This window comes from Streptomyces sp. NPDC006687 (assembly GCF_040636215.1).
In the GTDB taxonomy this organism is placed as follows: domain Bacteria; phylum Actinomycetota; class Actinomycetes; order Streptomycetales; family Streptomycetaceae; genus Streptomyces.
In genome coordinates this window covers 59,920-86,398 of sequence record NZ_JBEYJJ010000011.1, presented here as the reverse complement: position 1 = coordinate 86,398, position 26,479 = coordinate 59,920, and the positions used below count along the sequence as shown (strand labels likewise).

Here is a 26,479-nt window from a genome sequence, read left to right as displayed (position 1 = left end):
TCCGGGAGAGGCTGTGGATCAGCCCCTCAGCCTAACGCGCAGCGGCAATATCCAGCCCCGCAGGCGTGGGGGGCGCGGGGCCCGGGGGCGGCGCCTGCGGGAAGGGCGGGCCCGCCGCCGCTAGGCCAGTACGGTGGCCCCCGCCGCGGGCGAGGAGGTCACCCGGGTGGCCCGGCACGTGCCGGAGGCGTCGAGCTCCGCCGCCACCTTGAGCCCGGCCTCCTCGTCCCGCACCAGGAACGCCGTCGTGGGCCCGGACCCGGACACCAGCCCGGCCAGGGCCCCGGCCGCCACGCCCGCCTCCAGCGTCCGCGCCAGCTCCGGCCGCAGCGACAGCGCCGCCGGCTGGAGCCCGTTGGACCGCGGCAGGACGGCGGCCAGCGCGTCGGGGTCGCCCGAGGCGAGGGCCGCCAGCAGTTCCGCCGAGGCCCGCGGCGCCGGTACGGCCGTACCCTCCGTCAGCCGGTCGAACTCGCGGAACACCGCCGGCGTCGACAGCCCGCCGTGCGCCACCGCGAACACCCAGTGGAAGCGGCCCGCCGGGACGGGCGTCAGCAGCTCCCCCCGTCCGGTGCCCAGCGCCGCGCCGCCCAGCAGGCTGAAGGGGACGTCGCTGCCCAGCTCGGCGCAGAGCTCCAGCAGTTCCTCGCGCGGGGTGGCGAGCCCCCACAGCGCGTCGCATGCCAGCAGCGCCGCCGCGCCGTCCGCGCTGCCGCCGGCCATCCCGCCGGCGACGGGGATGTTCTTGGCGATGTGCAGGTGGACGGCGGGGGTGAGCCCGGCGCGGGCGGCGAGCAGCTCGGCCGCCCGCGCCGCCAGGTTCGTGCGGTCCAGCGGCACCTGGTCGCTGCCGGGGCCCTCGCAGCCGACCGTCGGCCCGTCGCCGCAGGTCGCGGTCGCGGTCACCTCGTCGTACAGGGAGACGGCGAGGAAGACGGTGGCCAGGTCGTGGAAGCCGTCGGCGCGGGCCGCGCCCACGGCGAGCTGCACGTTGACCTTCGCGGGGACCCGTACGGTCACCGGCCCGGCGGCGGCGTGCGGAGCGGCGGCGTGCGGCGCGGCGCTCACAGCGCGGGCTTCCGCGCGTCGGAGGGCTTGTGCTCGGCGATCGCCGCGAACTCCTCGACCGTCAGGGACTCGCCGCGGGCCAGCGGGCTGATCCCGGCGGCGGTCAGCGCGGCCTCGGCGGCGGCCGCCGACCCGGCCCAGCCGGACAGCGCCGAGCGCAGGCCCTTGCGGCGCTGCGCGAACGCCGCGTCGACGACCGCGAAGACCTCGGTCTTGGAGGCGGTGGTGGCGACCGGTTCGCTGCGGCGGACGAGGGAGACGAGCCCGGAGTCGACGTTCGGGGCGGGCCAGAAGACGTTGCGGCCGATGGATCCGGCGCGCTTGACGTCCGCGTACCAGTTGGCCTTGACGGAGGGGACCCCGTACACCTTGTTGCCGGGGCGGGCGGCGAGCCGGTCGGCGACCTCGGCCTGGACCATGACGAGGGTCCGCTCGATGCTGGGGAAACGGTCCAGCATGGTCAGCAGCACGGGCACGGCCACGTTGTAGGGCAGGTTCGCGACGAGCGCGGTGGGCGCGGGGCCGGGCAGCTCGGTGACCAGCATCGCGTCGGAGTGGACCAGCGCGAAGCGGTCCTTCTTGTGCGGCATCCGCGCCTCGATGGTGGCGGGCAGCGCGGCGGCCAGGATGTCGTCGATCTCGACGGCGACGACCCGGTCGGCCGCCTCCAGCAGGGCGAGCGTCAGCGAGCCGAGGCCCGGGCCGACCTCGACGACCACGTCGTCGGGGCGCACCCCGGCGGTGCGCACGATCCGGCGGACCGTGTTGGCGTCGATGACGAAGTTCTGGCCCTTCTGCTTCGTCGGGCGCACGCCGAGGACGGCGGCCAGCTCTCGGATGTCGGCCGGGCCGAGGAGGGCGTCGGAAGGGGCCTCGGGGGCCTGGGGGGTGCCGGGCGTGCCGTGGGTCCCGGGGGCGCCGGGGGTGCCGGGGGGCTGCTGCTGCTCTGCGGTGCTCACCGGTAAAGCCTACGGCCGCAGTGCGGCCACGGACTCGCCCCCCGCTGCACGTAGAGCTTCTTCGCCCGGAACGTCTGCTCCCCGGCCGGGGCGTCCTGCGGGCGGCCGCTGCCCCCGAGGGCCTGCCAGGTGGTGACGTCGAACTGGTAGAGGCCGCCGTAGGTGCCCGAGGCGTCGGTGGCGGAGGGCCGGCCGCCGGACTCGCACTGGGCGAGGGCGTTCCAGTCGAGGCCCTCGGCTCCGGCGACGGAGGCGGGCAGGGGTTTGGTGCCGACCTTGACCAGCTGGCTGACGGGCTCGCGGACCACCTCCTCGGCGATCTTGCGTGCGGGCTGGCGGACCCCGTTGACGGTGCGCAGCCCGTACGTGACCCGGCGCGCGCCGGGGCGTCCGGCGCGTTCGACGACCTCGGTGCCGGCGAAGAGGGAGTCGTCCTCGACGCGTTCGGAGGTGAAGGGGATGCGTTCCTCGCGGACCTCGCGGGTGCCGGTGATGCGCAGGACGGTGACGGTCTGGCCGTCGCGGGGGAAGGAGTCCGGGGGGACGGAGGTGGTGTCCTCGCCGCGGAGGGTGATGCCGGCCTGGTCGAGGGCTTCCCGGACGGTGGCGGCGTTGGTGCGGATGGTGCGTTCGCGGCCGTCGGCCATGAAGGTGATCCCGCGTTCGGTGCGCACGCTCAGGGCCATTCCGGCGCGGGGGACGGGGGTGGTGGGGGCGGCGGAGAGGAAGGCGCCTTCGACGCGGACACCGAGCTGGCGCAGGGCGGCGTCGACGGTGCGGGCGGTGGTCCACACCTGGCGGCTGGTGCCGTCGAGGGTCAGGCGCAGGGGGCGGCCGTAGTGGACGACGACCTCCTCGCCGTCCTCCAGGGCGGAGCCGCGGGCGGGGGCGACGAGGTCGTGGGGGCCGACGCCGAGGCCCTGGGAGTCGAGGAGGTCCTCGACGCTTCCGGCGAAGGTGTGGAGGGTGCGGGGCCGGCCGTCGACGGTGAGGTGGACGGACTTGTCGGCGGCGACGAAGGCGGTGGTGCCGCCGGCGAGGAAGGCCACGACGAGCGCCTGCGGAACGATTCGCCGCCACCCGTCCCGGCCGGCGGCCTCCGGGCCCGCGCCACGGGCGCGGCGGCGGGGGGCCCGGAGGGGTCTGTCCGCGGCGGCGCCGGGGGCGGGCGCGGGAGCCGACGCGGAGGCAGGGGCGGGGACGAGTACGGGGATGGGGGCGGGGGCGGCCCGGCGGCGGCCCGTGGCCGGGGGGCGGCCGGGGGCGGGGTCCGGGGCGGGGGCGGTGTCGGTGCGGGCGCGGCGGCGGCCGGTGGGGCGGTGGCCTTCGGCGGGGCCGGCGGCCGGGGCACCGCCGGGCGGCGGCGCGGCGGGGGCGGGCGGGGCGGCGGGCGGGGGCGCTGCCGGGGCGGCGGCGCGGCGGCGGCCGCCTCCACCGGGGCGGCGGGCGGGGTCGGGGTCCGGGGCGGAGCCGGCGCGGCGGCGGCCGGTACCGGGCCCGGCGGGCTGCACGGCCGTGCCCGGGCCCGCACCGCCAGGGCCCGCGTCGGCCCGCTCGGCGCCGGCCGCCGCCCGGCGTCGCGCGGCGCGCCGGCCCTCGGCCCGGGGGGCGGGGACACCGGGCTCGGGGCCCTCGTCCCGCGCGCCGGGGTCCAGGCCGGTGTCCGGATCGGCCTGCGGCCAGGAGGCACGGCGGTGACTGCCCTGCGTATCGCTCACGTCGCTCGCTCCACTGGTCCGGCCCCGGCTGGTTCGGGCACGGCACCCTAACGGGAGCGGCCGTCACGCACCAAAGTCGTTCGACTACGCAATGTGTCGAACGAACGGGTGTACCGAAGGTGTCGCGGCGACGTACCGAAATGTCGCCACATCGCTATGGCGGCATGTCCTTGTATCCCTATGTCGGCCATGCCACTGCGCACGGCAGGCAGCAGGCAGCAGGCAGCAGGCAGCAGGCAGCAGGCAGCAGCACCGTCGCGCGCGCCGCGCCCGCGGCGGCCCGTCGGTCAGTAGTCGAAGGCGCGTGCCGTGTTCGCCGCGAGGGCCGTGGCCATGGCGTCCTCGTCGATGCCGCGCACCGCCGCCATCGCCCGCACCGTCAGCGGGATGAGGTACGGCGCGTTGGGCCGCCCCCGGTAGGGCGCCGGGGTCAGGTAGGGCGCGTCCGTCTCGACGAGCACCAGTTCCAGCGGGGCCACCGCCAGGGCCTCGCGCAGCGGCGCCGCGTTCTTGAAGGTGACGGTGCCGGCGAAGGACATGTAGTACCCGGCGGCCGCGCACTCCCGGGCCATCTGGGCGTCGCCGGAATAGCAGTGGAAGACCGTCCGCTCGGGCGCGCCCTCCTCGCGGAGCACGCGCAGCACATCGGCGTGGGCGTCGCGGTCGTGGATGACCAGCGCCTTGCCCTGCCGCTTGGCGATCTCGATGTGGGCCCGGAAGGAACGCTCCTGCGCGGCCATCCCCTCGGGCCCGGTGCGGAAGTAGTCGAGTCCGGTCTCGCCCACCGCCTTGACGTGGTCGAGAGCGGCCAGCGCCTCGATCTCCGCGAGGGCGTCGTCCAGCGCCCCCTCGCCGCCGCCGGCCCGGGCGCCCTGGCGCGACCAGCCGTCCGGGTCTCCGAGGACGATGCGGGGTGCCTCGTTCGGGTGCAGCGCCACCGCCGCGTGGACGTTGGCGTGGGCCGCCGCGGTCTCGGCGGCCCAGCGCGAGCCCTTCACGTCGCAGCCCACCTGCACGACGGTGGTCACGCCCACCGACGCCGCCTTCGCCAGCCCCTCCTCGACGGTGCCGGACTGCATGTCGAGGTGGGTGTGGGAGTCGGCCACCGCCACCCGCAGCGGTTCGGGCAGCGGGGGCGGAGCGTCCTTGGCGGCGGCGGAGGAGGACGAAGGGCTAGGGCTCATGGGCCGATCTTATGACCGGCGCAGCTTCCCCAGCAGGCGGGCGAGGAGGCCGCGGCGGCGCCCCGGCTCGTTGACGGCGACGGGTCCCGGGGAGTCGTGCGACGGCTTGCGCGGCCTCGGGGGACGCGGCGGGTTCTCGCCGGCGGGCACCGGCCCGGCGATCCCGGGGGCGATGCGGTGGTGGTAGATCCGGTCGATGGTCGCGTTCACCTGGGAGACCTGGCCGGCCCGCATGATCCGTACGACGTGCCCGCCGCAGTTCAGGCAGGTCGGGTTGGACAGCGGGGAGGGAACCCGCTCGCCGTTCACCATGTACATGATGAACGGCTGTCCGCTGCCGTCGGTGTGGTGCTCAATCGCGTAGGACTGCTCCCAGCCGTACCCGCACTTCATGCACGCGAAGGAGTAGGACTCGTGCACGGTCGGCACGTCGGGTGTGGACACGGCGGCAGGACCTGCGGCGGGGACGGGTACCGGGGTGTCTGCGATCTCACTCATGCGAGCTCCTCTTGTTCCACTGGTGCCATTGCCAGTGGACGCCTCTTCGGGCGGGAGCGCATCAGGCCCTGTCCAGTGTTGGACTGTCTTTGGGCCAGTCATGTCTCAAAGCGGCCGGTGCGCGGTCTGAGCTTTGCTTTTCAGGTTAGCTCTTTACCGATCTACGGCATCTTCTGTGCCGCATTCTTTGCCGCCACCACCGCGTCGAAGACATCCCGCTTGGGTACGCCGACCTCGGCCGCGACCGCCGCGATGGCCTCCTTGCGCCGCTCGCCCGCCTCCTCGCGCACCCGCACCCTGCGCACCAGTTCCTCGTCGTCCAGGTCGGCCGGACCTGGAGCGGGAGCACCCTCGACCACGATGGTGATCTCACCGCGCACCCCCTCGGCGGCCCACTCGGCGAGCGCGCCGAGCCCGCCGCGCTTGACCTCCTCGTAGGTCTTGGTGAGCTCCCGGCACACGGCGGCCCGCCGGCCGGCGCCGAACACCTCGGCCATGGCCGCCAGGGTGTCATCGAGCCGGTGCGGGGCCTCGAAGTAGACGAGCGTTCGCCGCTCGCCCTCCACCTCGCGGAGCCGCCCGAGGCGCTCGCCCGCCTTGCGCGGCAGGAAGCCCTCGAAGCAGAAGCGGTCCACCGGCAGCCCGGAGAGCGCGAGCGCGGTGAGGACGGCGGAGGGCCCGGGCACGGCCGTGACCTTGATGTCCTTCTCCACCGCGGCCGCGACCAGCCGGTAACCGGGGTCGGACACCGAGGGCATCCCGGCGTCGGTGACCAGAAGCACCCGCCGGCCCGCCTCCAGGGCCTCGACCAGCTCGGGGGTGCGGGCGGACTCGTTGCCCTCGAAGTACGACAGGACGCGCCCGGTGGTGTGCACGCCCAGCCCCTGGGTCAGCCGGCGCAGCCGCCGGGTGTCCTCGGCGGCGATCACCTCGGCCCGTTCCAGCTCGGCGGCGAGCCGCGGCGGGGCGTCGGCGAGGTCGCCGATCGGGGTCCCGGCGAGGACGAGTACGCCGTGGGAGGAGGGGGATCGGTCGGCGCGGGGCTGGTCTGCAGTCACCGCCTCATCCTCTCATTGGGGCTCGTGGGGACTGGGGTTCGCACAGGGGCGTTCCCTACGATGATCCGGTGACCAGTACCGCGACGCCGTCGCCCAGCCCCGCGGGGGCCCCGCCCGTGCCGCCGGGCGCAGGCGGCTCCGAGCACGAGCGCCCCGTGTGGCTGCGCCGCCTGCGGGGGTTCGGCTACGCGCCGGCCGCGCCGGCGGCCGATGTCCGCACCCGCCTCGTGCCCCCGTACGCCCGGCCCTCCGCCCAGCTCTGGGCGGCTCTCGGGATCCCGGAGGCGAGCCGGCGGACCTGGCAGCGGGTCATGGCGTGGGCGGGGCCGCTGCTGGTGGCGGCCGTCGCGGGGGTGCTGCGGTTCGTGCACCTGGGCAGCCCGAAGGCGGTGATATTCGACGAGACGTACTACGCCAAGGACGCCTGGGCCACCATCCGGCAGGGCTACGAGGCCAGCTGGCCCAAGGATGTCGACAAGTCGATCCTCGCGAATCCCGACGCGGTCCCGCTGCCGGCCGACCCCGGCTACGTCGTGCACCCGCCGGTCGGCAAATGGGTGATCGGCCTCGGCGAGTGGATGTTCGGGTTCGACCCGTTCGGCTGGCGGTTCATGACGGCGGTGCTCGGCACCCTGTCCGTCCTGATGCTGTGCCGCATCGGCCGGCGCCTGTTCCGCTCCACCTTCCTCGGCTGCCTGGCGGGCGCCCTGCTCGCGGTCGACGGCCTGCACCTGGTGATGAGCCGCACCGCCCTGCTCGACCTGGTGCTGATGTTCTTCGTCCTGGCCGCCTTCGGGGCGCTGGTCGTCGACCGTGACCGGACACGCGCCCGGCTGGCCGCGGCGCTCCCGGTCGACGAGGAGGGCCGCGCCCGCCCCGACGCCCAGGTCGCGGAGACGCTGCGGCTGGGCTGGCGCCCGTACCGGCTGCTGGCCGGCGTCTGCCTGGGGCTGGCGTTCGGCACCAAGTGGAACGGCCTGGTGGTGCTGGCCTTCTTCGGGATCCTGAGCGTGCTGTGGGACGCGGCCGCACGCCGCACCGCCGGCGCGGGCGCCCCGTACGCGGCGATGCTGCGCCGCGACGCGCTGCCCGGCTTCCTCTCGACGGTGCCGGTGGCCGTCGCCGTGTACCTGGCCTCCTGGCTCGGCTGGATCCTCAGCCCGGACAACGGCAAGGGCGGCTACTTCCGCGACTGGGCCGCGAAGTACGACCAGAACAGCACGCTGTCCTTCCTGCCCGAGTGGTTGCGCAGCCTGTGGCACTACGAGACGGAGGTCTACAAGTTCCACGTCGGCCTGACCTCGGGCCACACCTACCAGTCCAACCCCTGGAGCTGGCTGGTCCTGGGCCGTCCCGTCTCCTACTTCTACGAGTCCCCCTCGCCCGGCACCGACGGCTGCCCCGCGACCGAGGCGGGCAAGTGCGCCCGCGAGGTGCTGGCCGTGGGCACGCCGCTGCTGTGGTGGGCGGGCTGCTTCGCGGTGCTGTACGTGCTGTGGCGGTGGTTCTTCCGGCGCGACTGGCGGGCGGGCGCGATCGTGTGCGCGCTGGCCGCGGGCCTGCTGCCCTGGTTCAACTACCAGGAGCGGACGATCTTCTACTTCTACGCGGTGGTCTTCGTCCCGTACCTGTGCCTGGCGGTGGCGATGATGATCGGCGCCCTGCTGGGGCCGTCGGGTTCCTCCGAACGGCGGCGGGCCCTGGGGGCCATCGGCGCGGGGGTGCTGGTGCTGCTGATCGTCTGGAACTTCATCTATTTCTGGCCGATCTACACGGGCCAGTCCGTGCCCCTGGACTCGTGGCGTGGCCGGATGTGGCTGGACACCTGGATCTGACTGCGTACCGGCGCGTAGGGTGAGCCGCACAAGTTCTTTGAACACGTTCAGAGAACGGGCTCCTGGGGAGGGGACGCGAGTGAACGGGGCGGCGAAGGGTGCCATCGTCGGCGGGGTGTTCCTGGCGATGGCCGGCGGTACGGCGTACGGGGTACTCACCCTGGTGGGTGACAGCGGCGACGGGAGCACCGGCGCGGGCAAAAACGGGGCGGGGGACGCCGGCGCGGTCACCGCGCAGCGGGCGACCGGACCTGTCACCGGCCAGGAGACGGCCGAGGTCGCCAGGGCGTTCCTCGCCGCATGGGCGTCCGGCGACGCCCGCACGGCGGCCGACCTGACGAACAACGCCCAGGCCGCGCAGCCGGCGGTGGCCGATTTCCGCTCCAAGGGGGTGGTCACCAAGGCGGTCATCACACCCGGCGCCCCGAACGGCACGACCGTGCCCTTCAAGGTCGAGGCGGAGATCAGCCACGACGGCACGGCCACGCCCTTCGTCTACGACTCACAGCTGACCGTCGTGCGCGGCACCAGCAGCGGCAAGCCGCTGGTCGACTGGCAGCCCTCGGTGATCCACCCGCAGCTCCAGAAGGACGAACGGCTGCACGCGGGCACCCCGGCCAGCCCGCCCGTCCAGGCCGTCGACCGCCACGGCAAGGAGCTGACGCCCGAGCGGTACCCGTCCCTGCGGCCGGTGCTGGACGCGCTGCGCAAGACGTACGGGCAGAAGGCGGGCGGGACCCCCGGCGTCGAGGTGTGGATCGAACCGGCCACCGCCGACGCCCCCCGCAGGACCCTGGCGACGCTGGTCGAGGGCAAGCCGGGGCGGCTCCAGACCGTGCTCGACGCCGACGTGCAGGCGGCGGCGGAGAAGGCGGTGGGGCAGTACGCCGAGGCTTCGGTGGTCGCGGTCCAGCCGAGCTCCGGTGACATCCTGGCGGTGGCCAACCACCGCCAGGATGGCTTCAACGCGGCGATGCAGGGACGCCGGGCACCCGGCTCCACGATGAAGATCGTGACGGCCGCGATGCTGCTGGAGAAGGGCCTGGTGGCGGCCGACCGGCCGGCGGCGTGCCCGGAGAGCGCCACGTGGGACGGCAAGGTCTTCCGCAACCAGGGCGGCTTCTCGCTCCAGGGCCAGCCCTTCTCGACCAGCTTCGCCCGGTCCTGCAACACCGCCTTCATCAGCCTGATCGACGACGTGAAGGACAACGGCGCGCTACCGCGGACGGCCAAGGACGCCTTCGGCATCGGGCTGGACTGGAAGACGGGCATCCCCTCGCAGGACGGCACCGTTCCGGTGACCTCGGGCCCGGCGGCCGCCGCGGAGTACATCGGTCAGGGCGCCATCCAGATGAACCCGCTGAACATCGCCTCGGTGACGGCGACCGCCCGCACGGGGGTGTTCCGCCAGCCGGTGCTGGTCAAGGCGTCCCTGGACGGCCGCACCCTGGCGACGGCCTCCCGTCCGCTGGCGCCGGGGGTGTCGGCGCAGCTGGTGCGGATGATGCGGCAGACGGCGGCCAGCGGCACCGCGGCGAAGGCGATGGCCGCGGTCGGCGGCTCCGACAAGGGGGCGAAGACCGGCTCGGCGGAGGTCGACGGCGCGGCGGCACCGGACAGCTGGTTCACGGGCTACAGCGGCGACGTGGCGGCGGCGGCGATGGTGGAAGGCGGCGGCCACGGGGCGGACGCGGCGGGCCCCATCGTCGCCACGGTCCTCAACGCCCGCTGAGCGTGCCCCGCGCAGCCGCCGAACCGGCCGACGTCCGCGAGCGCTACTGAAAACCGCTAAAGCGACAAAGCGCTACAGGCAGCCGCGCAGCGCCCGCACCAGCGCCTGCGCGCGCGGATCGGCGGTGACCGACTTGGCGTGCGCGTTGGTGACGTACCCGAACCCGATGCCCGCCTCCGGGTCCGCGAAGGCCAGCGAGCCGCCGCGGCCCGGGTGGCCGAAGGAGGCCGGGGACAGCAGCGGGGACGCCGGCCCGTGCAGCATGTAGCCGGGGCCGAAGCGGGTGCCGACGACCAGCACCCGGTCGGGGCCCGACGCCAGCTCGGTGCCGGCCAGCGCGGTGGTCGCCGGGGTGAAGATCCGGGCCCCGTCCTCCACCACCCCGACGGTCGCCGCGTAGAAGCGGGCCAGGGCGCGGGCCGTGCCGATGCCGGCCGACCCCGGCAGCTCGGCCGCCTGGTAGACGGGGTCGTTCTCGTCCGGCTGGGGGTCGATGGCGGCGAAGGCGCGGCGGGTCAGGGACTCCGGGTCGGCATACGCCTCCGAAACGTTCCTCCTCGGCCGCGTCCTGAGCACCCCCGCGCTCGCCGGCGGCTCGACCGGCGCCACCCGGCCCACCCGGTGCGCCTCGCTCTCCGGCAGCCCGATCCAGAAGTCCAGCCCCAGCGGCTCGGCCATCTCCTCGGCCAGGATCCCGCCCACGGTGCGCCCCGTGGCCCGCAGCACCAGCTCGGACACCAGCCAGCTGAAGGTCTGCGCGTGGTAGCCGTGCGCGGTGCCCGGCTCCCAGAACGCCCGCTGCGCGGCGACCGCCCGCGCCCCCGTCACCCCGTCCGCCGCCTGCGCCGTCGTCAGGCCGCGGTCCAGGGCGGGAACGCCGGCCTGGTGCGCCAGCAGGTGGCGCACCAGCGTCCGCTCCTTGCCGCCCGCCTTGAACTCCGGCCAGTACGAGGCCACCGGCGCGTCCAGGTCCAGCAGCCCGCGCTGGTGCAGCAGCAGCGGTACCGCCGCGGCCACGCCCTTGGTCGCCGACCGCACGATCGTCACGGTGTCCTCGGCCCAGGGCTCGGTCCCGTCCGCGTCCTTCGTGCCGCCCCACAGGTCGACGACCTTGCGGCCGTCCCGGTACACGGCCACGGCCGCGCCCCGGTCTCCGAGCACCTCGAAGTTGCGCGCGAACGCCTCTCGTACGGGCTCGAAGCCCTCGGTCACCACACCCTCGATGTTCACGAGCACCCCAACAACCGCGGACCTGCGCTTATGCCGCCGCCACCGAACGCGGGTCGAAGCCGAACGGCAGCTCCAGCCGGTGCGCGCCCATCAGCTCCTCGTCGCACAGCAGGTCCCGGGTGCGCCCGTCCGCGGCGATGACTCCCTCGCTGAGGATCACCGAGCGGGGACACAGCTCCAAGGCGTACGGCAGGTCGTGCGTCACCATCAGCACGGTGACGTCCAGCCCGCGCAGGATGTCGGCCAGCTCGCGCCGCGAGGCGGGGTCGAGGTTGGAGGAGGGCTCGTCCAGGACGAGGATCTCCGGCCGCATCGCCAGCACCGTCGCCACCGCCACCCGGCGCCGCTGCCCGAAGGACAGGTGGTGCGGCGGCCGGTCGGCGAAGGCGGACATGCCGACCTGTTCGAGGGCCTCGGCGACCCGGGTCTGCAGTTCGGCGCCGCGCAGACCGGCGGCCGCCGGGCCGAAGGCCACGTCCTCGCGGACGGTCGGCATGAACAGCTGGTCGTCGGGATCCTGGAAGACGATGCCGACGCGGCGGCGGATCTCGGCGAGATTGCGCTTCTCCACGGGCAGTCCGGCCACCGTCACCGAGCCGACACCGCCGCCCAGGATGCCGTTGAGGTGCAGCACGAGAGTGGTCTTCCCGGCGCCGTTGGGCCCGAGCAGGGCGACCCGCTCGCCGCGCCCGACGGTGAGGTCGACGCCGAAGAGGGCCTGATGCCCGTCCGGGTAGGCGTACGCGACGCCGGACACCTCCAGCGAAGGCACGGGGCGGCTGACGGCAGCGGATGCCGCGGAGGCGTCGGAGGCGGAGAGAGCGGTCACAGCGTCCATCCCATCATGCAGACGGCCAGCGCCGTCACCGGCAGCACGGCCGCGTACGCCCACTGGGCGCGGGTGGCCGTGACATCGTCGATCACCGGCATCGAACCGGCGTAGCCGCGGCTGACCATCGCGAGGTAGACCCGCTCGCCGCGCTCGTAGGAGCGGATGAACAGGGCGCCGGCGGTCTTGGCGAGCACCCCCCAGTGCTGGATCCCCCGCGCCTCGAAACCGCGCGAGCGGCGGGCGATGGACATCCGGCGCAGCTCGTCGGTGATGACGTCGCCGTAGCGGATCATGAACGAGGCGATCTGCACGAGCAGCGGCGGCAGCTTCAGCCGCTGGAGGCCGAGCAGCAGCGCCCGCAGTTCGGTGGTGGAGGCGAGGAGGACGGAGGCGGCCACGCCGAGAGTGCCCTTGGCGAGGACGTTCCAGGCGCCCCACAGCCCCGAGACGCTCAGCGACATGCCGAGGACGTCCACCCGCTCGCCCTGCGACACGAACGGCATGAGCACCGCGAACAGCACGAACGGCACCTCGATCAGCAGCCGCCGCAGCAGGAACCCGGCGGGGATCCGGGCGGCCACGGCGACGGCGGCGAGGAGGACGGCGTACAGCCCGAACGCCCACATCGCCTCCCGCGGTGTCGATACGACGACAATCACGAAGGCGACGGTCGCGGCGATCTTGCAGTGCGGCGGCAGCCCGTGCACGGGCGAGTGCCCGTGCCGGTAGAGCTTGTGCGCGTGGCCCGCTCCCATGTCAGCCGGCCGAAGGGGCGGTCGTGGCGGACGCGGTCAGGTCCTGGGCTCGGCGGCGGCGCACGGCCCAGAAGATCCCGCTGCCGACGGCGACCGTCGCGCCCACGCCGATGACCCCGGCGAGTCCGCCGGACAGGCGGGCGTCGTCCACGTCCTTGACGCTGTAGTCGGCGAGCGGCGAGTCGGCGGCGGCGTGCTGCCGCGCCTTGGCGTCGATGCCCTTGTCGGCGGCGACCTTCTCCAGGCCGTCCGGGCTGCTGGAGGCGTAGAAGGAGACGAACCCGGCGAGGACGAGGGCGGTGACCAGGCCGGTCAGCCACAGCCTGCGGGGGGAACGGGCGGACCGGGCGGCGGGGACGGTGACGGGGGCCGCGGCCGGGGCGTCGACCAGCACCCCGCCGACCCGCAGCTTGAGCGGCGCGGCCAACCCGCGAGCGCCGTGCACCAGGTCGGGGCGTACGGCGATCACGGCGCCCACCGTCGCGGCGGTGATCAGCGCCTCGCCGATGCCGATGAGCACATGGACGCCGGCCATCGCGGTGAACACCTTGCCGATCGGGACGTCGGTGGTGCCGCCGAGGGCGTAGAGGAGGGTGAACATGACGGCCGCGCCGGGCACGGAGAGCAGGGCTCCGGCGAAGGCGGCGACGGTGACCGACCGCCGGCCGGCCGGCAGCACCCTGAGCAGCAGGCGGAAGACGGCGTAGGAGACCAGGACGGTCACCACGGCCATGTTCAGGATGTTGACGCCGAGCGCCGTCAGACCGCCGTCGGCGAACAGGATGCCCTGCATCAGCAGGACGACGGAGACGCAGAGCACACCGGTGTACGGGCCGACGAGTATCGCGGCGAGCGCGCCGCCGAGGAGGTGCCCGCTGGTGCCGGCGGCGACGGGGAAGTTCAGCATCTGCACGGCGAAGATGAAGGCGGCGACGAGACCGGCCAGCGGGGCGGTGCGTTCGTCGAGCTCGCGGCGGGCACCGCGCAGGCTGACCGCGACAGCGGCGGCGGCCGCGACTCCTGCGGCCACCGAGACGGGTGCGTCGATGAATCCGTCGGGCACGTGCATGGAGCGGCTCCGCTTCCTCTTCCTCACCGGAATGTTGAACCGTTCAAGAGTAGTGCCCACTTGCAAATGATTGGCAAGAGCTGCCACCGCACAAATAGATCCGTGCGGTTTCGTGGGAATGTGCGAGGCTGGACGGGTAAACGGACGCAAAAGTTCCGATTCGAGGAGTCCGGTCGATGTCAGCCACCGCCGAGAATCCACCCGCCAGCGCCGGCGCCACCGGCTCCGCCACCGCCACCGCCGTCGCCGCGCCCGTCGAGGAGCGCGTCACCGCCCGCGTCATCAGCGACGACCCCCTCTACCGCGCGATCCCGGCCGCCCTGCGGTTCACCCCGGCCGAGCCGCTGGCCGTACGGATCGTCTTCCCGGCCGAGCTGTCCCCCGAGGGCACCGACAACGAGTGGGTCTTCCCCCGCGCCCTGCTGGAGGCGGGCCTGCTCGCGCCGACCGGGACCGGCGACGTACGCATCTGGCCCTGCGGCCGGGTGCAGGTGGTGGTGGAGTTCCACTCCCCCGAGGGCGTCGCCGTCATCCAGTTCGACAGCGCGGTACTGCGCCGCTTCCTGCGGCTCACCTACGCCGCCACCACCGCCGGCTCCGGCGCCCGCCCCGCAGCCACCCGTACGGCGTAGCGGAACGCGGCCGGCCCCGCACCTGGGGTTCCAGATGCGGGGCCGGGGTTCCCGTGCTGCGTAACCCGACGCGGCACACACCGTGCGACACGTGACGGATCACACGCGACAGATCAGACGTGACGGATCACGCGTTGACCAGCTCCCGCCGCTTGTCGGGGTCCTCCGGAGCGCCGCTCTCCGGCGCGGAGTCCCCGAGGTGCTTGCGCAGGCTCTCGCCCTCCACGTCCACGTTGGGCAGCAGCCGGTCCAGCCAGCCCGGCAGCCACCAGGCCCGGTGGCCGAGCAGCGCCAGCACCGCCGGCACGATCGCCATGCGCACCACGAAGGCGTCGAACAGCACGGCCACGGCCAGACCGAAGCCGATCATCTTGACCATCGCGTCGCTGGCGCCGAGGAAGCCGGAGAAGACGGCGATCATGATGACGGCCGCAGCCACGACCACACGGGCACTGAACCGGAATCCGGTCACCACCGCCTGCCCGGGGCGCTCGCCGTGGACGTACGCCTCCCTCATCCGGGTGACCAGGAAGACCTCGTAGTCCATCGCCAGGCCGAACACGACGCCCACCATGAAGATCGGCATCATCGACATGATCGGACCGGTCTGCTCCACCCCGAAGACGGAACCGAGCCAGCCCCACTGGAAGACCGCGACGACCGCGCCGAGCGCGGCGACCACCGACAGCAGGAAGCCGAGCGCCGCCTTGAGCGGGACCAGCACCGAGCGGAACACCAGCATCAGCAGCAGGAACGCGAGGCCCACCACGAGCGCCAGGTAGGGCAGCAGCGCGTCGTTCATCTTCTGCGAGAAGTCGATGTTCATCGCCGTCGCGCCGGTGACGAACACGTCGCCGTCGCTGCCCTCGCGGATCTTGTGGACCAGGTCCTCGGTCTGCGTCGAGGACGGACGCTCCTTCGGGATCACGCTGATGACAGCGGCGTCCTTGGCCTCGTTCTGGTGCGGCGGGGTCACCGCGACCACGCCCTCCAGCCCCTTGATCCGGTCGGCGGTCTTGTCGGCGAGCGCCTTGTCACCGTCCACGACCACCATCAGCGGACCGTTGAAGCCCGGGCCGAAGCCCTCGGACAGCATGTCGTACGCCTTGCGCTGGCTGGTGGAGACCGGCTTGGAGCCGTCGTCCGGCAGGCCCATCTCCAGCTTGCTCGCCGGCACCGCGATGGCGCCGAGGCCGATCACACCGGCCAGCAGCACCGTGACCGGGCGGCGCAGCACGAAGCTGGCCCAGCGGGTGCCACCGTTCGGCTTCTCCTTCTCGCCGGCCGGGCGGCCCTTGCCGAAGAGCCTGCTCTTCTGGCCGGCGGGCAGCACCTTGCGGCCCGCGAAGCCGAGGATGGCCGGGACCAGCGTCAGGGCGACGAGCACCGCGATGACCACCGTGCCGGCCGCCGCGAAGCCCATCTTCGTCAGCATCGGGATGTTGACGACGGCCAGCCCCACCAGGGCGATGACCACGGTCAGACCGGCGAAGACGACGGCGGAGCCGGCCGTCCCGGCGGCGCGCCCGGCGGCCTCGTCACGGTCGCGGCCCTCGGCGAGCTCCACGCGGTAGCGGGAGACGATGAACAGCGCGTAGTCGATGCCGACCGCCAGGCCGATCATCATCGCGAGGGTGGAGGTGGTGGAGCCGAGGTCCAGCACGTTGGCGAGTGCGGTGATCGAGGAGACGCCGATGCCGACGCCGATCAGCGCGGTCAGCAGCGGCAGCCCGGCCGCGATCAGCGAGCCGAAGGTGATGACCAGGACGATGCCGGCGATCAGGATGCCGATGGCCTCGCCGGAACCGGTCTCGGGTGCCTCCATCAGCGCGTCGCCGCCGATCTCCACCTGGAGGCCGGCCTTCTGCGCGTCGTGGCCGGAGTCCTTGAGGGCGTCACGGGTGACGTCCTTCAGCTCCATGCCGCTGACCTTGTACTTCACCGTGATGTAGGTGGTGGAGCCGTCCTTGCTCACCGCCTGCGTCCGGTACGGGTCGTCGACGGAGGCGACCTGCGCGGCCCCCTCGCCCTGCTTCAGGCCGGAGATCAGCTTCTCGACCTCGGCCTTGGGCCCCTGGTCGGTGACCTTGGCCCCGGCCGGGGCCTTGACGACGATGCGGGCGGTCGCGCCGTCGGCGGACATGCCCGGGAACTTCTTGTCCAGCAGGTCGAAGGCCCGCTGGGCCTCGGTGCCGGGGATCGAGAACGAGCCGGAGGTGGGCGCGGCGGCCGTCGCCGCGCCGAAGCCGGCGGCGACCAGCAGCGCCACCCATATGAGGGCGACGAGGCCGCGGCGCCTGAAAGCGCCGCGCCCGAGCCGGTAGAGGAAGGTGGCCACGTCGTGGTTCTCCCGTTTCAGGTCGTGGGATGGATCCTGCGCCCAGGGGCCGGCGGGCGGTCCGTGGGCGGATCAGGGCGTGGAAAGCCGGCCCGACGACGAGAGCGGCGTGTCAGGAGCAGCAGGCAGTATGAGCAGTACGTGCGGTACGTCGGGGAAGGGGTCAGACGCCGAGGGCGGGGAAGACCACGGCGTCGATGAACTGGTTGAGGAACGCCCGGTCGACGGACCGGTCCTCGATCAGCGGCAGTGCGATGAACGCACCGATGAGCATGTGCGGTACGAAGTCCAGCGCCGGACAGTCCGGCCGGACCTCGCCCCGCTCCACCGCGCGCCGGAGCATGGCCTGGAGGCCGTTGATCTCCGGGTCGACCAGCAGGTCGCGCAGGGCCCGGTGCAGCTCCGGACTCGCGTGGACGGCATGGGACAGACCCCGCATCAGGGCCGTGTCCTTGGCCATCTGCGCCTCGTCGGAGTGCTCGACCATGAGGGCGAAGTCACCGCGCAGGGTGCCCGTGTCGATCTCCCGCAGCGAAACCGGCTGGGCACATCGAAGGGCCTTCGCGACCAGCTCCGGCTTGCTCCCCCACTGGCGGTAGAGGGTGGCCTTGCTGGACTTCGTACGGGCGGCGACCGCGTCCATGGTCAGCGCCTCGTAGCCGACCTCGCGCAGGAGGTCGAGGACCGCCCCGTGGAGTTCGGCCTCCCGCTCGGGCGTGATCCGGCTGCGCCGCGCCGACATCGCGTCGGTGACCCGGCAGCTTCCCTTCATCACGACCACCCATCCGGACGAAACGGCTTCGTACACCGGTACACCGGTATACCCCGGAGCCTACCCGCGACCTTAACGAAACGAAACCGTTCCGTTTCGTTAGAGGCGGTGGCGTCCGTCACACGGCGATCACCTGTACGAGTTGCCGCACCCCCCTGGCCCGGAAAGCATTGGGGGGTGAGCCACGACGTCGCGTACCTCCGCTACCCGCACCTGCACGACGAACTCCTGTGCTTCGCCACCGAGGACGACCTGTGGGTCGCCCCCCTGGTCCCCGAGGGCGCCACCCCGGGCCGGGCCTGGCGGCTCACCGTCGACCGCACCCGGGTGGGCCACCCCCGCTTCTCCCCCGACGGACGGCACATCGCCTTCACCACCTGGCGCAGCCTCGACCCCGAGATCCACCTCGCCCCCGTGGACGGCGGCCCGGCCCGCCGGCTCAGCTACTGGGGCTCCAGCGACACCCGCGTCTGCGGCTGGGACCCCGACGGCAACATCCTGGCCGTCTCCTCGCACGGGCAGCCGTTCTCGTACTACTCCTGGGCCTACAAGCTGCCCACCGACGGCAGCCCCGGCGGTCGCCTGCCCTGGGGCCCGGTCTCCGACATCCAGGTCGCCGACACCGACGGCGAGCACCGCACCCTGCTGCTGACCGGCAAACCCCCGCACGAACCCGCCGCCTGGAAGCGCTACCGCGGCGGCGCCACCGGCCGGCTCTGGCTGCACGGCACCCGCCTGCTCCAGGACATCGAAGGCCACCTCGACGCACCGATGTTCGTCGGCGGACGCATCGCCTTCCTCTCCGACCACGAGGGCGTCGGCAACCTCTACTCCTGCCTCCCCGACGGCACCGGCCTGCGCCGCCACACCGACCACGACGAGTTCTACGCCCGCCACGCCTCCAGCGACGGCTCCCGCGTCGTCTACCAGTGCGCGGGCGACCTGTGGCTCGTGGACTCCCTCGCCGAGGACTCCACCCCGCGCAAGCTCGACGTCCGCCTCGGCGGCCCGCGCGCGGGACGGCGTACGTACCAGGTGCCGGCCGCCAGCAACGTGGACTCCCTCTCCGTGGACACCACCGGGCGGGCCAGCGCCGTCGTCGTCCGCGGCAGCCTGTACTGGCTCACCCACCGCGACGGCCCGGCCCGCACCATCGCCGACACCCCGGGCGTGCGCGTCCGGCTCCCGGAGATGCTCGGCAGCAGCGGCCAGGTCGCGTACGTCACCGACGCCGAGGGCGAGGACGCCGTCGAGATCGCCTACCTCCCGCGCGCCACCGGGGAGCGCGCGCCGCGCCGGCTGGCCTCGGGCGAGCTGGGCCGCGTCACCGAGCTGCTGTCCGACCCGGCCGGCGAGCGGCTCGCCATCGCCTCCAACGACGGACGGCTGCTGCTGCTCGACGCGACGGAGGAGGCCGGCGGGGAGATCACCGAGCTGATCCGGTCCATCAACGGGCCCGTCACCGACCTCGCGTTCTCCCCCGACGGCTGCTGGCTGACCTGGTCGCACCCGGGCATCGGCCACTCGCTGCGGCAGATCAAGATGGCGAAGATCTCCGGGCCGGGCGCACACGCCGTCGTCGACGTCACCACCGGCCGCTTCGCCGACGAGAACCCGGTCTTCACGCGGGACGGCCGCTACCTCGCGTTCCTGTCCTGGCGCGGATTCGACCCGGTGTACGACGTCCACACCGGCGACCTGTCCTTCCCGCTGGGCTGCCGCCCGTACCTGGTACCGCTGTCCTCCGCCACGCCCTCCCCCTTCGCCTTCTCCCCCGACGGCCGCCCGGCGGCGGGCGGGCTCGACCCCGTCGAGGGGGAGCCCGACGAGGGCGACGGGACGGTGACCGTGGAGGTGGAGGGCCTGGAGAGCCGGGTCACCCCGTTCCCCGTGGCCGCGTCGAAGTACTCGGCCCTGCACCCGGTGCACGGCGGCGGACTGGTGTGGCTGCGCTGGCCGATCTCGGGCGCGCTCGGCGAGACCTTCGCCAACCCGGCCGACACCAGCGGCAAGCCGACGCTGGAGCACTTCGACATGACCAAGGCCCGCAAGAGCGAACTGGCCTCCGGGCTGGACTGGTTCTCGGTCAGCGGCGACGGCACCCGGCTCGTCGTCAACGACGACGGTGAACTGCGCGCCGTACCGGCCACCGAATCGGGTGACGGCGACTCCACCGTCTACCTCGACCTGCGCCGCATCCTGCACGAGGTCGACCCGGCGGCCGAATGGCGCCAGGCGTACGCGGAGGCCGGACGGCTGATCCGCGCGTACTTCTGGGAACCGAACATGTGCGGCATCGACTGGGACGCCGTCCTGGACCAGTACCGGCCGCTGGTCGAACGGGTCGCCTCCCCCGACGAGTTCGCCGACCTGCTGCGGGAGGTGCTCGGCGAACTCGGCACCTCGCACGCCTACGTCTCCCCGGCCCGCCGCAACGAGGGGCCGCCCCACTACCAGCGGGCGATCGGCCTGCTCGGCGCCAACCTGGTGCGCCGGGAGGAGGGGTGGGTGGTCGCACGCATCCTGCCCGGCGAGTCCTCCGACTCCAAGGCCCGCTCCCCCCTCGCCGGCACCGGCATCCGCGAGGGCGCGGTGCTCACCCACGTCGACGGCCGTCCCGTCGACCCGGTCACGGGCCCCTACCCGCTACTCACGGCGGCCGGCGGCACCACCGTCGAGCTGACGTTCACCCCGGCCGGGGGCGATGGCCGCTCCCGGCGCGTGGCGGTCATGCCGCTCGTCGACGAACGGCCGCTGCGCTACCAGGACTGGGTGTCCAAGCGCCGTGCCGTGGTCCGCGAGGTCAGCGGCGGCCGCTGCGGCTACCTGCACATCCCCGACATGGGCGGCTCGGGCTGGGCGCAGTTCAACCGCGACCTGCGGATGGAGATGTCCCGGCCCGCCCTGATCGTGGACGTACGCGGCAACGCCGGCGGGCACATCAGTGAACTGGTCGTCGAAAAACTCACCCGATCGATTCTCGGCTGGGACCTGACGCGCGACGCCCAGCCGGTGAGTTACGCCTCCAACGCGCCGCGCGGACCGATCGTCGCCCTGGCCGACGAGGCCACTTCCTCCGACGGGGACATGATCACCGCCGCGTTCAAACTGCTGGGCCTGGGACCGGTGGTGGGCCAGCGCACCTGGGGCGGGGTGGTCGGCATGACCGGACGGCACACCCTCGGCGACGGCACCGTCATCACCGTGCCGATGAACGCCGCCTGGTTCCCCGAGTACGGGTGGTCGGTGGAGAACCACGGCGTGGAGCCGGACCTGGAGATCATGCGCACCCCGCTGGACTGGGCGGAGGGCCGCCACGCGCAGCTCGACGACGCGGTGTACCTCGCGCTGGAGCTGCTGGAACAGGACCCGGCCGCGATCCCGCCCGGCTACACGGACGTCCCGGACCGCCGCCGCCCGAAGCTGCCCCCGCGGCCGTAGCGCACGGCGAAAGGAACGCGATGCGAGCGGCGCGGCCCGTGACGAGTACGGGCCGCGCCGCTCGGCGCTCCACGCGGACGGCTGGCGTCCGGACGGTCAGTCCCCGTCGGCACGGTGGGACATGCCCCGCCTTCTGATCAACGGCCGCTGCGGGTGCGCTCCTGTTCGTCGGCGGCGCCGCCCGCGCCGACCAGCCCCTTGGGCACTCCGGACAGCCGGGGTTCGAACCGCTTCATCTCGCGCCGCCCGCCCGCGGCGATGACCGCCGGCAGGTAGCCCCGTACGCCCTGCGTGCCGCGCAGCCACCACTGCGCGTACACATGTGCCGAACGCCGTTCGATCCCGGCGACGATCCGGTCCACGGCCGGTCCGAGCGGGTACGTCCGGTTCGCCGGCCAGGGCAGGCGCCCGCGCAGTTCGCGCATCACGTCGTGCTGGTCGGCGCCGCGGACCATGTCGGTGTCGGTCCAGGAGAGGTAACCGACACCGACCTTGACCCCCTTGTAGCCGACTTCGGCGCGCAGGCAGTGCGCGAACGCCTCGACCCCGGACTTGGACGCGCAGTACGCCGACATCATCGGCGCGGGGGTGATCGCGGCGAGCGAGGCGATCTGGAGGAAGTAGCCGCGGCTCTCCATGAGGACGGGCAGGAACGCGCGGGCGGTGACCGCCCCGCCGATCAGGTTGACCTCGATCACCCGCCGCCACGCCTCCGGATCGGAGTCCACGAACGGGCCGCCCGAGGCGACACCCGCGTTGGCGACGACGATGTCCACCCTGCCGAAGCGCTGCTTGACCTCCTGCGCCACCCGGGCCATCGCCTCGTGGTCGGTGACGTCGGCGTACCAGTGGTCGCTGTCGGTGTGCAGCCGCTCGGAGACCTCCTTGAGCGCCTCCGGCTCCAGGCCGACGAGCGCGACCTTCGCACCGCGCGCGGACAGCTTGCGGGCGAGCAGCTCACCGACTCCGCGGGCGGCGCCGGTGACGACGGCGACCTGTCCTTCCAGACTGCTGCGAGCGCTCACGGCGTCTTCTCCTTCTCGGTCGAGGTCGGGGCCGGGGTCGGGGTCGGAGGCGCGATGGTGTCGTCGACGGGCGGCGGTGTCACCGACGCGGTGACGTACCGGGCCGTCAACTCACGCAGGGCGGAACTCACCGCTTCGGGTGCCTCGATCGGGGTCATGTGCCCCATTCCGGTCAGCTCGGTCAGCCCCAGGCAGTCCGGCAGCGCGGCCGCGAGCCGCCGGGCGTGCACGACGGGGGTCAGCCGGTCGTCACGGCCCACGATGACAGCCGTGGGTACGGTCAGCCGCGCCACCCCGCCGTCCAGGTCGAGGCCGGCCAGGACCCGCGACCAGGCCCGGCGCACCCCGGCGGGGCAGGCGTGGACGATTCGCGCGCAGGCTTCCACCCGTTCGGGCGACGACCCCGGGCCCATGGTCGCGTACTTGAGCACCGCCCGGGTGACGGGGGTGACCGGCCCGAGCGGAGCGGGCGAGCCCAGCAGCCCCTGGGTCATACGGGTCCGCGCGCGGCCGGCGGGCAGCGGCAGCACGGTCGCCTCCGCGACCAGCCCCGAGCTGCCGGTGCTGCACAACAGGACGGCCGCGGCGTGCTCGGCGAACCGGGGGCGGCCTGCGGCGGCCATGACGGTCATGCCGCCCATGGAGTGACCTGCGACGACGGCCCGCTCGCCGGGGGCGAGGGTGGCTTCGAGTACGGCGACCAGGTCGTCGGCGAGGGCGGTGGTGCTGTACGCGGCGGCCGCCGGACTGCGGCCGTGGCCGCGTTGGTCGTAGGCGATGACCCGGTGGTCGCGGGCCAGTTCCCGGATCTGGGCGGCCCAGAAGGCGGTGGAGCAGGTCCAGCCGTGGGACAGGACGACGGCCGGGGCGCCCTCGGGCCCGTGCACCTCGACGTGCAGCCGGGACCCGTCGGCGGATACGGCCACCAGTTCGCGGCCGGCGACGGGAGGCGCGTACCGCCCGGCGGTGATGTACGGCAGCCGGCTCACGCGGCACCCTCCCCGGCGGAGGCCGACTCGACGCCGGCACCGGCGCCGGCGGCGGCGGCCGAAGCGGGGAGGCGCTGGGCCTCGCTGTCGCGCCCCCGTACCCGTACGACCTCGTACTCGGCCAGGTCGACCGTCAACGTCTCGCGCCGGAACTCACCCGTCGTACCCGGCCACACGGTGGTGTTGCGGCCCTGTGCGTCCAAGTACCAGCTGGTGCAGCCGCCCGTGTTCCACACCGTCCGCTCCATGCGCGCCTGCACCCGCCGGTTCCACTGGTTGACGGCGGAGGGGCGCGCGGCGAGCGCCGTGCGGCCGCCGCGGCTGCCGTCGCCGAGGAGGGACAGCTGCCGCAGGTAGTCCGCCATGTAGTTCAGCTGGGACTCGATCATCAGGATCATCGAGCTGTTGCCGAGCCCGGTGTTCGGTCCGATGATCGTCATCCAGTTCGGGAAGCCGGCGGCCGTGGCCCCGCGCAGTGCCTGCATCCCGTCCTTCCAGCTGTCCGCGAGCGTCTGCCCGTCCGCGCCGACCACCCGGTCGGCGATCGGCATGTCGGTGACGTGGAACCCGGTGCCGAAGATGATCGCGTCGACTTCGGCCTCGGTCCCGTCGGCGGCCACCAGGACGGAGCCCCTGACCTCCTTCAGCCCGGAGGCGACGAGGTCCACATCGGGCCGGGCGAGCGCCGGGTAGTACTCGCTGGACAGCAGGATCCGCTTGCAGCCGATCCGGTACGAGGGCGTCAGCTTGGCCCGCAGCGCCGGGTCCTTGATGGACCGCGCCATGTTCGCCTTGGCCAGCGATTCGACGAGCCCGAGCTGGTTCGGCCGCTTGGTGAACGCGCTGACCTGGAGTTCCCGGATCCCCCACAGCAGCCCCCGCCGCGCGGCCTGCGTGAAGGGCAGCCGCCGGTGCAGCGTGCGTTCCAGTGAGCTGATGGCCCGGTCGGTACGCGGCATGACCCACGGCGGGGTGCGCTGGAAGAGCGTCAGACGGGCCGTCTTCGGGGCGATGGCCGGCACGATCTGGATCGCCGAGGCGCCCGTACCGATCACCGCGACCCGCTTGCCGCGCAGGTCGTAGTCGTGGTCCCAGCGCGCGGAGTGGAACACCTTGCCGGGGAAGCCGGCCAGCCCCGGGATCTCCGGCAGCTTCGGGTCGGACAGCGGGCCGGTCGCCGACACCACGACGTCGGCGGTGAAGGCGCCCGCCGAGGTGTCGATCTCCCAGCGCAGCTCCTCGGCGTCCCAGCGCATCATCAGCACCTCGTGGCCGAAGCGGATGTGCGGCCGCAGCCCGAAGGTGTCGGTGACGTGTTCCAGGTAGGCGCGGATGGCCGGCTGCCCGGAGAAGGTGCGGGGCCAGTCGGGGTTGGGCGCGAAGGAGAAGGAGTACAGGTGCGAGGGGACGTCGCAAGCGCATCCCGGGTAGCTGTTGTCGCGCCAGGTGCCGCCGACGGAGTCGGCCCGTTCCAGGACGACGAAGTCCGTGATCCCCTCGCGCCGGAGCCGGACGGCCGCGCCGAGCCCGCCGAAGCCGGACCCGATCACCGCCACCCGTACGTGTTCGCGCCCGTCTCCGCGCCGCCCGTCCATGCCACTGCCGCTCATGCCCGCCGCCTCCCGCTTCCGCAGTCCGTCCCAGCCACGTCAAGCCACGCCGTCACACTCATCCGAACATTGCCAGCAATTACTGGCACAATCGGGAGGGTAGAGCAGCTCCGTACCCATGGGTAGGGGTCGCGCCCGGAAAGTTACTGCCGGTACGCCCTAGGCTGCGCATGTGGAGACGCGGGGGACACGGGAGGCGGAGGCGGCTGTGACGCGCGAGTACCGGACTCAGGAGCTGGCCGAGGCCGCCGGCATCCCGGTGCGCACCCTGCGCTTCTACCGCGAGCGCAGGCTGCTGCCGCCACCGCGCCGCGAGGGCCGCATCGCCTGGTACGACGACCAGCACCTGGCCCGGCTGCGCACCATCGCCGCCCTGCTGGAACGCGGCCACACCCTCGGCGGCATCGCGGAACTCACCGCCGCCTTCGAGAAGGGCCGCGACGTCGGCCAGCTCGGCGAGCTGCTCGGCATGGGCTGGTCGGACGAGACCCCCGTGCGGCTGTCGCCGGAGGCCCTGGCCGACCACTTCGAGGGCGAGGTCACCGCCGAGAACCTGGCGGCCGCCCTCGACCTCGGCTACCTCGCAGCCGACGGCGAGGAGATCGTGCACGTCAGCCGGCGCCTGCTGGACGTCTCCTCCGCCCTGGTCCGCGAGGGCGTACCGCTCGCCGCGGTCCTGGAGACGGGCCGCCGCGTGCGCGAGCACGCGGACGCGCTGGCGGCACTGTTCACCGAGCTGATCTCCGACCACCTGGGGGAGGAGGCCGTCAGCCGGCTGCGTCCGCTGGCCAAGAGCGTGGTCGAGGCGGAACTCACGATGGCGATGGACCGCCTCCACCAGCGACGCGCCCCCGGCACCGACTCGCCCCAGGCCACCCAGCCGTCTCAGACGCCCCGGGAGCCCCAGCCCCCTCAGACGCCGAGCTCGTAGACGACGGTCACCGGCGCGTGGTCCGACCACCGCTCCGGGTGCGTCTGCGCCCGCTCGACGAACGCCTTGACGGCCTTCGCCGCCAGCCCCGGCGTCGCGACCTGGAGGTCGATGCGCCAGCCGGCGTCGTTGTCGAAGGCACGCCCCCGGTAGGACCACCAGGAGTACGGGCCCTCGGTGTCGGGGTGCAGCACGCGCACCACATCCACGTACCCGGCCTCCGCATACACCTTCCCGAGCCACTCCCGCTCCTCGGGCAGGAAGCCGGCGTTCTTCCGGTTGGTCTTCCAGTTCTTGAGGTCGGCCTCCTGGTGGCAGATGTTCCAGTCACCGCACACCACGACCTCCCGCCCGTCGGCGGCGGCCCGCACCTTCAGCGCCTGGAGGTAGGTGTGGAACTCCGCCATGAAGCGGTACTTCTCCTCCTGCTTCTCCGTCCCGGCCTCGCCGGAGGGCAGGTAGAGGCTCGCCACGGTCACCCCGGGAAGGTCGACCTCGATGTACCGCCCGCTCGCGTCGAACTCGTCACTGCCGAAGCCCACCTGCACCCGTTCAGGTGACCTGCGCGTATACACGGCGACGCCCGCCCGCCCCTTGGCGGCGGCCGCCGCGAACACGGTGTGCCAGCCCTCGGGCTCCCGCGCCTCGACCGGAATCTGCCCCTCCTCGGCCCGTACCTCCTGGAGGCACACGACGTCGGCGTCGGATCCGGCGAGCCACTCCACGAAGCCCTTCTTCGCGGCGGCGCGGATCCCATTCACATTCACGGAGGTCACGGTGAGCATCCCAGCACGATAACCGCA

21 protein-coding genes are annotated in these 26,479 nt (G+C 73.4%); 5 read left to right on the top strand and 16 right to left on the bottom strand.

Features of this window, described 5'->3' with window-relative positions; genetic code table 11:
• Positions 1–120: 120 nt before the first annotated feature.
• From ABZ716_RS16270 to rsmI, 6 genes are all read right to left on the bottom strand, one after another.
• Positions 121–1,068 carry a 4-(cytidine 5'-diphospho)-2-C-methyl-D-erythritol kinase gene (locus ABZ716_RS16270; RefSeq protein WP_358959556.1) on the bottom strand — a complete coding sequence of 316 codons (948 nt, stop codon included), beginning with the start codon at positions 1,066–1,068 and terminating at the stop codon, positions 121–123.
• Entirely contained in the window at positions 1,065–1,907 is an 843-nt protein-coding gene (gene rsmA / locus ABZ716_RS16265; protein WP_358811397.1) for a 16S rRNA (adenine(1518)-N(6)/adenine(1519)-N(6))-dimethyltransferase RsmA, read from the bottom strand. Before rsmA ends, ABZ716_RS16270 begins: the two co-directional genes overlap by 4 nt.
• Before the next feature lie 116 nt (positions 1,908–2,023).
• The gene (locus ABZ716_RS16260) at positions 2,024–3,241 is read right to left on the bottom strand and encodes a ubiquitin-like domain-containing protein (protein WP_358959682.1); all 1,218 of its coding nucleotides are present in this window, start codon (positions 3,239–3,241) and stop codon (positions 2,024–2,026) included.
• Positions 3,242–4,032: 791 nt separating this feature from the next.
• Positions 4,033–4,929 carry a TatD family hydrolase gene (locus ABZ716_RS16255; RefSeq protein WP_358959553.1) on the bottom strand — a complete coding sequence of 299 codons (897 nt, stop codon included), beginning with the start codon at positions 4,927–4,929 and terminating at the stop codon, positions 4,033–4,035.
• A 9-nt stretch (positions 4,930–4,938) separates the two neighbouring features.
• Positions 4,939–5,322 carry a hypothetical protein gene (locus ABZ716_RS16250; RefSeq protein WP_358959679.1) on the bottom strand — a complete coding sequence of 128 codons (384 nt, stop codon included), beginning with the start codon at positions 5,320–5,322 and terminating at the stop codon, positions 4,939–4,941.
• Positions 5,323–5,588: 266 nt separating this feature from the next.
• Positions 5,589–6,485, bottom strand: coding sequence for a 16S rRNA (cytidine(1402)-2'-O)-methyltransferase (gene rsmI / locus ABZ716_RS16245; RefSeq protein ID WP_358959551.1), 897 nt, complete (start codon positions 6,483–6,485; stop codon positions 5,589–5,591).
• A 116-nt stretch (positions 6,486–6,601) separates the two neighbouring features.
• Here rsmI and ABZ716_RS16240 point away from each other — a divergent pair, with 116 nt between their 5' ends.
• Both ABZ716_RS16240 and ABZ716_RS16235 read left to right on the top strand, forming a co-directional pair.
• The gene (locus ABZ716_RS16240; protein WP_358959676.1) at positions 6,602–8,320 is read left to right on the top strand and encodes a phospholipid carrier-dependent glycosyltransferase; all 1,719 of its coding nucleotides are present in this window, start codon (positions 6,602–6,604) and stop codon (positions 8,318–8,320) included.
• 79 nt (positions 8,321–8,399) lie between these two features.
• Positions 8,400–10,052, top strand: a complete 1,653-nt coding sequence (locus ABZ716_RS16235; RefSeq protein WP_358959548.1) for a penicillin-binding transpeptidase domain-containing protein — start codon at positions 8,400–8,402, stop codon at positions 10,050–10,052.
• A 72-nt stretch (positions 10,053–10,124) separates the two neighbouring features.
• On the opposite strand, the gene ABZ716_RS16230 is transcribed toward ABZ716_RS16235, so the two are convergent.
• Genes ABZ716_RS16230 through ABZ716_RS16215 form a run of 4 tightly spaced genes read right to left on the bottom strand, consistent with a single transcriptional unit; the run spans position 10,125 to position 13,938 of the window.
• Complete coding sequence (locus ABZ716_RS16230; protein ID WP_358959546.1) at positions 10,125–11,288, bottom strand: serine hydrolase domain-containing protein; 1,164 nt, start codon at positions 11,286–11,288, stop codon at positions 10,125–10,127.
• A 22-nt stretch (positions 11,289–11,310) separates the two neighbouring features.
• Complete coding sequence (locus ABZ716_RS16225) at positions 11,311–12,120, bottom strand: ABC transporter ATP-binding protein (protein ID WP_358811281.1); 810 nt, start codon at positions 12,118–12,120, stop codon at positions 11,311–11,313.
• Positions 12,108–12,869: a cobalt ECF transporter T component CbiQ gene (gene cbiQ, locus ABZ716_RS16220; RefSeq protein WP_358811282.1), complete on the bottom strand. Its 762-nt coding sequence runs from the start codon at positions 12,867–12,869 to the stop codon at positions 12,108–12,110. Before cbiQ ends, ABZ716_RS16225 begins: the two co-directional genes overlap by 13 nt.
• Position 12,870: 1 nt before the next feature.
• On the bottom strand, positions 12,871–13,938 hold the full coding sequence (locus ABZ716_RS16215; protein ID WP_358959544.1) for an energy-coupling factor ABC transporter permease: 1,068 nt from the start codon (positions 13,936–13,938) through the stop codon (positions 12,871–12,873).
• 176 nt (positions 13,939–14,114) lie between these two features.
• Between ABZ716_RS16215 and ABZ716_RS16210 the strand changes: the two genes are divergently transcribed.
• On the top strand, positions 14,115–14,570 hold the full coding sequence (locus ABZ716_RS16210; RefSeq protein WP_358811284.1) for an SsgA family sporulation/cell division regulator: 456 nt from the start codon (positions 14,115–14,117) through the stop codon (positions 14,568–14,570).
• Between the two features lie 127 nt (positions 14,571–14,697).
• Here the strand turns inward: ABZ716_RS16210 and ABZ716_RS16205 are convergent, their stop codons facing one another.
• Positions 14,698–16,908 carry an MMPL family transporter gene (locus tag ABZ716_RS16205; RefSeq protein ID WP_358959541.1) on the bottom strand — a complete coding sequence of 737 codons (2,211 nt, stop codon included), beginning with the start codon at positions 16,906–16,908 and terminating at the stop codon, positions 14,698–14,700.
• Positions 16,909–17,071: 163 nt separating this feature from the next.
• Positions 17,072–17,650, bottom strand: coding sequence for a TetR/AcrR family transcriptional regulator (locus ABZ716_RS16200; RefSeq protein ID WP_358811399.1), 579 nt, complete (start codon positions 17,648–17,650; stop codon positions 17,072–17,074).
• Positions 17,651–17,857: 207 nt separating this feature from the next.
• Between ABZ716_RS16200 and ABZ716_RS16195 the strand changes: the two genes are divergently transcribed.
• Positions 17,858–21,121, top strand: a complete 3,264-nt coding sequence (locus tag ABZ716_RS16195; protein WP_358959538.1) for a S41 family peptidase — start codon at positions 17,858–17,860, stop codon at positions 21,119–21,121.
• 137 nt (positions 21,122–21,258) lie between these two features.
• On the opposite strand, the gene ABZ716_RS16190 is transcribed toward ABZ716_RS16195, so the two are convergent.
• From ABZ716_RS16190 to ABZ716_RS16180, 3 genes are read right to left on the bottom strand one after another with little or no spacing between them, the layout of a single operon-like run.
• Complete coding sequence (locus ABZ716_RS16190) at positions 21,259–22,146, bottom strand: SDR family oxidoreductase (RefSeq protein ID WP_358959536.1); 888 nt, start codon at positions 22,144–22,146, stop codon at positions 21,259–21,261.
• Positions 22,143–23,135 carry an alpha/beta hydrolase gene (locus tag ABZ716_RS16185; RefSeq protein WP_358959534.1) on the bottom strand — a complete coding sequence of 331 codons (993 nt, stop codon included), beginning with the start codon at positions 23,133–23,135 and terminating at the stop codon, positions 22,143–22,145. Before ABZ716_RS16185 ends, ABZ716_RS16190 begins: the two co-directional genes overlap by 4 nt.
• Positions 23,132–24,745 carry an NAD(P)/FAD-dependent oxidoreductase gene (locus ABZ716_RS16180; RefSeq protein WP_358959532.1) on the bottom strand — a complete coding sequence of 538 codons (1,614 nt, stop codon included), beginning with the start codon at positions 24,743–24,745 and terminating at the stop codon, positions 23,132–23,134. Before ABZ716_RS16180 ends, ABZ716_RS16185 begins: the two co-directional genes overlap by 4 nt.
• 208 nt (positions 24,746–24,953) lie before the next feature.
• On the opposite strand from ABZ716_RS16180, the gene ABZ716_RS16175 reads away from it, so the two are divergent.
• Complete coding sequence (locus ABZ716_RS16175; protein WP_358959529.1) at positions 24,954–25,676, top strand: MerR family transcriptional regulator; 723 nt, start codon at positions 24,954–24,956, stop codon at positions 25,674–25,676.
• On the opposite strand, the gene ABZ716_RS16170 is transcribed toward ABZ716_RS16175, so the two are convergent.
• Positions 25,658–26,461 carry an exodeoxyribonuclease III gene (locus ABZ716_RS16170; protein WP_358959527.1) on the bottom strand — a complete coding sequence of 268 codons (804 nt, stop codon included), beginning with the start codon at positions 26,459–26,461 and terminating at the stop codon, positions 25,658–25,660. The genes ABZ716_RS16175 and ABZ716_RS16170 overlap by 19 nt on opposite strands.
• Positions 26,462–26,479: the final 18 nt, after the last annotated feature.

Coding starts and splice junctions, on each gene's coding strand:
- ABZ716_RS16250 (WP_358959679.1), bottom strand. CDS start 5,322: ATGAAGTGCGGGTACGGCTGGGAGCAGTCCTACGCGATTGAGCACCAC.
- ABZ716_RS16200 (WP_358811399.1), bottom strand. CDS start 17,650: ATGTCGGCGCGGCGCAGCCGGATCACGCCCGAGCGGGAGGCCGAACTC.
- cbiQ (WP_358811282.1), bottom strand. CDS start 12,869: ATGGGAGCGGGCCACGCGCACAAGCTCTACCGGCACGGGCACTCGCCC.
- ABZ716_RS16225 (WP_358811281.1), bottom strand. CDS start 12,120: ATGGACGCTGTGACCGCTCTCTCCGCCTCCGACGCCTCCGCGGCATCC.
- ABZ716_RS16210 (WP_358811284.1), top strand. CDS start 14,115: ATGTCAGCCACCGCCGAGAATCCACCCGCCAGCGCCGGCGCCACCGGC.
- ABZ716_RS16215 (WP_358959544.1), bottom strand. CDS start 13,938: ATGCACGTGCCCGACGGATTCATCGACGCACCCGTCTCGGTGGCCGCA.
- ABZ716_RS16255 (WP_358959553.1), bottom strand. CDS start 4,929: ATGAGCCCTAGCCCTTCGTCCTCCTCCGCCGCCGCCAAGGACGCTCCG.
- ABZ716_RS16180 (WP_358959532.1), bottom strand. CDS start 24,745: ATGAGCGGCAGTGGCATGGACGGGCGGCGCGGAGACGGGCGCGAACAC.
- ABZ716_RS16170 (WP_358959527.1), bottom strand. CDS start 26,461: ATGCTCACCGTGACCTCCGTGAATGTGAATGGGATCCGCGCCGCCGCG.